Raw genomic sequence first — 7,649 nt, 5'->3', positions numbered from 1 at the left:
CGCCCGTTGGCGCACCATGGCCGCCCTCCTCGGCGGCGTGGCAGGATCCACGGGAAACATCTAACTCCCCACCCAACGCCCGCTCACAAACAAGTGCCCCCCCAGCCGGACGCCCGCTCACAAACAACCGTCCCGAGCCGGACGCCCGCTCACAAACAACCGCCCCGAGCCGGACGCCCGCTCACATCATCTGCAAGGGGGTTCCGCCGTTTGGCCATTAAGGTGAGCGAGCGTCCGCCAAAAGGGACATATAGGTGAGCGAGCGTCCGGGGGGACGATAAGAAAGCGGCCGGCGGGATATCCCGCCGGCCGCTGCCTCGCATATCTGTCAGACCATTAATGCCGCGCTACGGCGCGTTGTTTGACTGGTCCTCCCCCGCGTTCTGCAGTTTGCCCTTGCCATGTTCGCCTTCCTGGTCATCGTTCGGCACCACGGACACGGTGCCGCTTGCCGAGACCAGGACGGACACAAACGTCGGCGCGCTGGTGCCGTCAAAAGTGAGTCGGCCGATGTAGGAACCCGGAGTCAGGTTGTTCCACGCGAAACTGAGCTTCCCGGATTTGCCGTTCTTCATCTTGATCGGGTTGGGCGTAACCGTGGCGTTGGGCGTGACCGTGGCGTTGCCTTGGTTCGCGCCCAGGATCGCGGCGTCAACGCTGGCCTTGGTGGGCCGGTTGTTAGGGCTTGCATATAGGTTCGCGATGATGGTGTACGTTCCAGGCTGGGGGTTGTCGAGCGAGAGCGACTCACTGGCACTCGGTGTCGCTGCCGTGAACAACTGGCCCGACGGCGACAGGACATACAGATCGAAATCCGCCGTGGGATCGGAGGAAATCACCGAGAACTTCGCGAACGCCGTTCCGGGCGGAACCGTGGCGGTCTTGACGAAGTTCGAGGCGTTGTTCGCAACAGCCACGGGACCCGGAACAAGTTCCGCGGCCGAGGAATCAGCCTTGGAAAGACCGTCAATGGTCACAGCAGTGGGTGAGTCGGAACCGGAAACGATGTTGATGTCCGCCGATCCGCTTGCCTCCTGGGACGTGAAGGCGACGCTCTTGGAGGCCAGCACCGACTGCGGACGGACCGCAATTGGAGAGACCACCGACTTGTTGGCACCTTCCCACTTCAGCGATCCCATCGCGAAAGTACCCAGTGCGGCCGTCTTGTTTTCGAAGGTCACCTTGAAGGTCTTCTTCTGGCCGACTTCGTTGAAGTTCAGCACGGACGGAGTGACCTTGACGTCAACGCCGGGGACATTGACTGTGGCCCGGTATTGTCCCGGAGTCAGGGCGGTGACGGTGCGGGTGACCTCGATCTTGCCCGCGAGGTTACCCAGGGCGAACGAGGGGAGGTTCATGTCGCGGGGCAGTGTCGAGCCCAGCCCCGGCTTGCCGAGATCGACGCCGGTACCCTGGATGAACTTCAGGTAGTCCTCGGTTCCGGCATCGTAGACCAGGCCCGGTTCCAGCACGCTGGCAGGGTTCATTTCTCCCGCACCGGTGGCGAAGACGTCCTGGTTCTTGCTTCCGTCGGCCAGCTTGACGTCACTCGCCGTCGTCATCATGGCCGACTTGACCGTCGCAGGGGACCAATCGGGATTCTTCGCCAGGATCAAGGCTCCGAAACCTGCAATGTGCGGGGACGCCATGGAGGTACCGGACATGAATCCGTACTCATCACCTTTGCTGCCGATCGGCGAAACACCCGCGAGCACCGCAACGCCGGGAGCCGAGACGTCCGGCTTGAGGAGATCCGAATCGGTGGCGAGGAGCGGGCCGCGGGAGGAGAATCCGGCGATCTGCGGCTGGGCCTCGAGCGGAAGCCCAGTGGTGTCGTGGTCAACCAGGGAAACAGTAAGTGCCGGGTTGGCCCCGACCTTGTCCTTGATGGCCTGCGAGGCGGGAGGATTCACGTGGACAGTAGGCACCGCGTGCTTGTCCGTGTCCAAGGAGGAACTGGTGAGGTTCACCAGGATCATGCCCACGCCGCCACCGCGGAGCACCTCGGCGCTCTTCGCGACGCGGTCAACCACTCCACGGTCACACACCACTACCTTGCCGGCGATTTTCGCCGGGTCCAGGGACCCAGGCGCGCAAAGTGCCGCGTTACCGGCGCCTGACGCGGCGTTTGCGGAAAGCACGACGCCGGCCCCGCTCACCTGGTGGTTCATGATGCTGGCTCCGCGGAACTTGGTGCCGTCGGAGAATTCGACCGTTCCCTGGAGTTCCTGGGAGAAGGAGGTAGCCGCAACCGTGGTCATCCAGGGTGCGCCGTGGTTGACGGTGCTGGCCTGAGGTCCCGAGTTACCGGCGGATGCCGCCACAAAGATGCCGGCCGACGCAGCAGAGAGGAACGCGAGCGAAACCGGGTCGGTAGTGGTGTCCGTGGCGCCGGAAATGGAGTAATTCAGGACGTCCACGCCGTCGGCGATGGCCTGGTCAATGGCGGCGATGGCCGCGGAACTGTAGCAACCGCCCGTATTGGGGTCGGTGTCTTCCCAGCACACCTTGTAGATGGAGAGCTTGGCAGCTGGTGCCACGCCGCTCGTCTTGCCGAAGCTCCGGCCATCCACGAACGTTTCCACGCCAGGGTTGCCGGCGGCGGTGCTGGCCGTGTGCGTACCGTGGCTCACGACGTCGATGGGCGAGATTTGTTCCTGGGGTGCCCGTTGGGCTGGCGGAACCGTCTGGAGGAAGGCATCTGCGAAGTAGTGGGCGGCGAGGACTTTGGAATTGCAGGCAGTTCCGTCAAAGGCCGCTCCGGTGTCGGTGCCTTTCTGGCACTCGCCGACGAAGGTGTCTCCGTTGGCCTTCAGCATGGCGATCTTGCCGTCACTCGTGCGGTACGGGATGCCCACCTGGGGGTCCCCGACCAGCGGCTGGACGGGATCCCCGGCGAAGAACTTGCTTGTGGGCGTGTAGCCGGTGTCGATGACACCCACCACGGTGCCCTTGCCGGCCTGGTCCTGGCCGCCGAACTGGGTATTCCAAGCACCATTCGGTCCGCTGAGGTTGAGGAAATCGGTGGTGGAGTAGTCAGGAGCAGACTGCGTGTCCGGGGCCACGAGGAGAACATCGGGATTCTTCGCGAGATTGACCGCCTGGTTCGCGGAAAGCGTGGCGCTAAAGCCGTTGATGGCTGTGGTGTAGTCGCGGTTGATGGTTACGCTCTGCTGCTTGGCCACGTCCTGCTGCTTCTGCTGCAAGTGGGCCTGGTACTGCTTCACTTCGGCCTTGCGACATCCAGTTTCTTGCCCGCCTGCGGCTTGGTGGGCACATAGCCGGGGGTTCCGCCGTCGTAAGTGGCCGCTGGCTTCTCTGCCAGCACCACAACGTAACGGCCATCCTGGTAAGACTTGGGGTCGACATTGCGGGCAACTCCCGCGGCCGTTGATCCGAGGACCGTTGAACCGGAAGCGGGCGCTGCTTGTGCGGGTGTCAACGCCACCGAGGAGAGCAGAACCGGTAATCCGACGGCTAGCGCCGCAGCTTTTCGAAGCCCCCCGCTTCCAATGAAGCTCTTTCCTTGTGAATTCACGAGTGATTGCACCTTTCCGGGCGATCGTGGCGGTCATGTCAAGATCAATCAACAAAGGATGGGCACCGATTGACAGTTCTTGTAATCAGGTAAAGCCCAGCCGATTCATAGAGTACAGAGCGATAGTCGAATATGACATAGGACACATTTCACGTTTTTTGTCATGTCATTCGGCATCAGAATACATCCGCACGCAGCAGCGGGCACGCCCCCGTCGGAAGGGGACGTGCCCGCTGTGCGGATATTCAAATATTCAGGCGAAGACGGACTGAAAGGCGCCTCAGGCGTGCTGGTACGTCAAGCAATCAGCCGCTTCGGCACCGGGGCCGATCCGGACATCGTGGGCCTCGCACATGAGGTTGTTGTTGTGGGTGCATTCCGAGCGCTGGCAGGCACCGACATGCGCCAGGACTTTGGGGAGTCCTCCCATGAGCGTGGTGTCAATGAAGGTGGCGCAGGATGCGTGGTCCGCGGTTCCGCCAATGGTGATCCCGAAGGCAGTGCAGCCATGATGGTTGAATCCACAGCTGCCAACGCTGCAGGCGGATACTTCGGCGACGTGTTCGGTCATTGCTCCTCCTGGTGGACGGGGAATTTCCTGGACAGTAATTCCAAGCTACTCCCGAATACGCGCCTTTAACCCGGAGGATTAGCGCATTTGCGCGTACCCTATTGCGCTCAACGTGGCGCCGGCGGGCAGGCCGCGCTAGGAATGGATCCCTCGCAACGCGTCGCTGATTTTGGCCCTCGTCGAAGCATCCGGCGGGACGGAAATGCGGTTTTCCCGGGCCGCCCGGTCCGCCATGATCCTTTGGAAAACCATCCTCCCCAGGCCGGCAAATACAGCGGCAAGGACCACGGGCAAAACCATCGACTTAGCGTTCTCGGCCATGCCGCAATCCTAGTGAGCCAAACCACCTCCGGCCAGAGCCGCCGTCGTTCGGTGGCCAGAGCCGCCGTCGTTCATCCAAAACCCCCGACGACGGCGGGGCGCCGCCGCGAATTGGCGCGTACCTTTTGCTTGGTAGCCACCTCTTCACCGATCTCCCGCAAATAGGGTATGTAGCGATTTGGCCGGTAGAATGGGCATGCAAGCTCGCGGAGCGCCCCCCTTATTCCGTAAGACCCTGCCGTTAAACACTGTTGCTGAACACTGTTTGGAGGCAGTTCCGGCGTGAGACGGCACCACTCCGCGGCAGCCTTTAACCAAGGTTTAACCAACGCTCACGCACAGGAGTTACCGGATGCCCCGGATCGTCGTCGACGTCATGCCCAAGCCCGAGATTCTGGACCCTCAGGGGAAGGCCATCGTGGGCGCACTGCCCCGCCTCGGCTTCACCAGCTTTAGCGCTGTCCGCCAAGGCAAGCGCTTCGAACTGACCGTTGACGGCGAGGTGACCGATGCCATCCTCGCCCAAGCCCGTGAGGCCGCCGAGACCCTGCTGTCCAACCCGGTGATCGAAGACGTCGTCAACGTCGAGGTCGTCGAGGCCTGACATGACTGAACTTCCTTTGATCGGCGGAGCCCCGTGGCCGTCGAACCCCATTTGGCCGGGGCCAAAATCGGCGTCGTCACCTTCCCTGGCACCCTTGACGACCGCGACGCCGCCCGTGCGGTCCGCCTCGCAGGCGGCACCGCCGTCGCACTTTGGCATGCGGACACACAGCTGGCCGACGTGGACGCCGTGGTCATCCCGGGCGGATTCTCCTATGGCGACTACCTGCGGGCAGGCGCGATTTCGCGCTTCGCTCCGCTGATGTCCCGCATCATCGATGCCGCCAACAGCGACGCCAAGCTGCCCGTGCTGGGTATTTGCAACGGTTTCCAGATCCTGACCGAGTCGCACCTGCTCCCGGGCTCCATGATCAAGAACGACCACTTGAAGTTCTTGTGCCGCGACCAGGTGCTGCGCGTCGAGAACAACAAGACCTTGTGGACCGCGGATTACGAGGCTGGCGAGGAAATCACGGTTCCGCTGAAGAACCAGGATGGCCAGTACATCGCCGACGACAAGACCCTGGACGCCCTTGAGGCCGAAGGCCGCGTCGTGTTCCGCTACGTCGGCTGGAACCCGAACGGTTCACGCCGCGACATCGCCGGCATCAGCAACGCCGCCGGCAACGTAGTGGGCCTCATGCCTCACCCCGAGCACGCGGTGGAGCCCGGATTCGGTCCGGAGTCCAACGCCGGCACGGATGGCTTGGGCTTCTTCACTTCCGTCCTGAACAAGATCGTGGGAGGCGCACAGTGACCACCTCAGCTGAAACCGTCGGCAAGAAGTTCAACATCGACACCGTCGAGAACGCCGCGAAGACCCCGGACACCGAGCTTCCCTGGGCCGAGCTCGGATTGAAGCAGAACGAGTTCGACGAGGTCGTCAAGGTCCTGGGCCGCCGCCCCACGGGCGCCGAACTCGCCATGTACTCCGTCATGTGGAGCGAGCACTGCTCCTACAAGTCTTCGAAGAACCACCTGCGCCAGTTCGGCGAAAAGGTGACCGAGGAGATGAAGAAGGACATGCTCGTGGGCATCGGCGAAAATGCCGGCGTCACCAACCTGGGCGACGGCTGGGCCGTGACGTTCAAGATCGAGTCCCACAACTCGCCGTCGTTCGTGGAGCCCTACCAGGGTGCGGCGACCGGCATCGGCGGCATTGTCCGCGACATCATCTCGATGGGCGCCCGCCCGGTCGCCGTGATGGACCCGCTGCGATTCGGCGCCATCGACCACCCGGACACCGCCCGCGTCATGCACGGTGCCGTTGCCGGCATCGGTGGCTACGGCAACTCGCTGGGCCTGCCGAACATCGGCGGTGAAATGGTGTTCGACTCCGTGTACCAGGGCAACCCGCTGGTCAACGCGCTGGCAGTCGGCGTCATGCGCCACGAAGACATCCGCCTGGCCAACGCGTCCGGCAAGGGCAACAAGGTTGTCCTGTTCGGTGCGCGCACCGGCGGCGACGGCATTGGTGGCGCCTCGGTGCTGGCCTCGGAGTCCTTCGACGACACCAAGCCTTCCAAGCGCCCCGCCGTCCAGGTAGGCGACCCGTTCGCCGAAAAGGTGCTCATCGAGTGCTGCCTGGAGCTGTTCAAGGGTTCTCTCGTTGAGGGTATCCAGGACCTCGGCGCGGCAGGTATCTCCTGCGCCACGTCCGAGCTCGCTTCCAACGGCGACGGCGGCATGCAGGTTGAGCTGACTTCCGTGCTGCTCCGCGACCCCACCCTGACCCCGGGCGAAATCCTGATGTCCGAGTCGCAGGAACGCATGATGGCCGTTGTCACGCCGGAGAACATCACCGCGTTTGAAGCGGTCATGGACAAGTGGGCCGTGGAGTACTCCTGGCTGGGCGAAGTGACCGACACCGGCCGCCTCATCATCACGTGGGAAGGCGAAGTCATTGTCGACGTCGACCCGCGCACCGTTGCCCACGACGGTCCGGTCTACGACCGCCCGTTTGCCCGCCCCTCATGGCAGGATTCCGTCCAGGCCGATACCTTCACGGGCTCCGTGCAGGACGCCGGCCGCCCCTCCACTTCCGGGGAACTGGCTGCCGCCATCACCGAGCTCATTGCTTCGCCGAACATGTGCAGCAAGGCCTGGATCACCAAGCAGTACGACCGCTACGTCGGCGGCAACACCGCCATGGCGTTCCCGGACGACGCCGGCGTGGTCCGCGTGGACGAGGAAACCGGCTTGGGCGTGGCCCTGGCCACCGATGCCAACGGCCGCTACACCTACCTCGATCCGTACCACGGCGCACAGCTGGCACTGGCCGAGGCGTACCGGAACGTCGCCACCTCCGGCGCCGTCCCGATGGCCGTCAGCGACTGCCTGAACTTCGGTTCCCCCGAGGACCCCGACGTCATGTGGCAGCTGGCCGAGTCCATTCGTGGCCTGTCGGACGCGTGCATGGAACTGGGCGTCCCGGTCACCGGCGGCAACGTCTCGCTGTACAACCAGACCGGTACCGTGCCGATCCACCCCTCTCCCGTGGTTGCCGTGCTGGGCAAGCTCGACGACGTCGCGCGCCGCACGCCGTCGGGCTGGAAGGAAGATGGCCAGGCCATCTACCTCCTGGGCACCACGGCCGCGGAACTGGACGGTTCCGAA

At 63.6% G+C, this 7,649-nt stretch carries 6 protein-coding genes and 1 pseudogene; 3 read left to right on the top strand and 4 right to left on the bottom strand.

Annotation, left to right across the window (positions count from 1 at the left end):
• Positions 1–347: 347 nt before the first annotated feature.
• The 4 genes from AHiyo1_RS10380 to AHiyo1_RS10370 all read right to left on the bottom strand — a co-directional run bounded on the left by AHiyo1_RS10380 (position 348) and on the right by AHiyo1_RS10370 (position 4,430).
• Positions 348–3,227 (bottom strand): S8 family serine peptidase, encoded by a 2,880-nt coding sequence (locus AHiyo1_RS10380; protein WP_253257260.1) that lies wholly within the window; start codon positions 3,225–3,227, stop codon positions 348–350.
• On the bottom strand, positions 3,224–3,538 hold the full coding sequence (locus tag AHiyo1_RS26575) for a hypothetical protein (protein ID WP_253257259.1): 315 nt from the start codon (positions 3,536–3,538) through the stop codon (positions 3,224–3,226). The genes AHiyo1_RS10380 and AHiyo1_RS26575 overlap by 4 nt, the downstream gene beginning before the upstream one ends.
• A 280-nt stretch (positions 3,539–3,818) precedes the next feature.
• Complete coding sequence (locus tag AHiyo1_RS10375; RefSeq protein ID WP_059388517.1) at positions 3,819–4,109, bottom strand: DUF1540 domain-containing protein; 291 nt, start codon at positions 4,107–4,109, stop codon at positions 3,819–3,821.
• Between the two features lie 135 nt (positions 4,110–4,244).
• Complete coding sequence (locus tag AHiyo1_RS10370; protein ID WP_059388516.1) at positions 4,245–4,430, bottom strand: hypothetical protein; 186 nt, start codon at positions 4,428–4,430, stop codon at positions 4,245–4,247.
• A gap of 352 nt (positions 4,431–4,782) precedes the next feature.
• Here AHiyo1_RS10370 and purS point away from each other — a divergent pair, with 352 nt between their 5' ends.
• The 3 genes and pseudogenes from purS to purL form a co-directional block, all read left to right on the top strand.
• Positions 4,783–5,034 carry a phosphoribosylformylglycinamidine synthase subunit PurS gene (gene purS, locus AHiyo1_RS10365; protein WP_028265707.1) on the top strand — a complete coding sequence of 84 codons (252 nt, stop codon included), beginning with the start codon at positions 4,783–4,785 and terminating at the stop codon, positions 5,032–5,034.
• A 1-nt stretch (position 5,035) separates the two neighbouring features.
• Positions 5,036–5,790: pseudogene (purQ, locus tag AHiyo1_RS10360) on the top strand (phosphoribosylformylglycinamidine synthase subunit PurQ).
• The coding region (gene purL / locus AHiyo1_RS10355; protein ID WP_059388515.1) for a phosphoribosylformylglycinamidine synthase subunit PurL at positions 5,787–7,649 on the top strand (1,863 nt) is incomplete at its 3' end. The pseudogene purQ and the gene purL, both read left to right, overlap by 4 nt.

Source organism: Arthrobacter sp. Hiyo1 (genome assembly GCF_001263615.2).
Taxonomy (GTDB): Bacteria; Actinomycetota; Actinomycetes; order Actinomycetales; family Micrococcaceae; genus Arthrobacter.
This window is presented reverse-complemented; position numbering and strand designations above follow the sequence as displayed.

What these genes read in the sequence shown, in the direction of transcription:
- AHiyo1_RS10375 (WP_059388517.1), bottom strand. Translation starts at nt 4,109, where the DNA reads ATGACCGAACACGTCGCCGAAGTATCCGCCTGCAGCGTTGGCAGCTGT.
- AHiyo1_RS10370 (WP_059388516.1), bottom strand. Translation starts at nt 4,430, where the DNA reads ATGGCCGAGAACGCTAAGTCGATGGTTTTGCCCGTGGTCCTTGCCGCT.
- purS (WP_028265707.1), top strand. Translation starts at nt 4,783, where the DNA reads ATGCCCCGGATCGTCGTCGACGTCATGCCCAAGCCCGAGATTCTGGAC.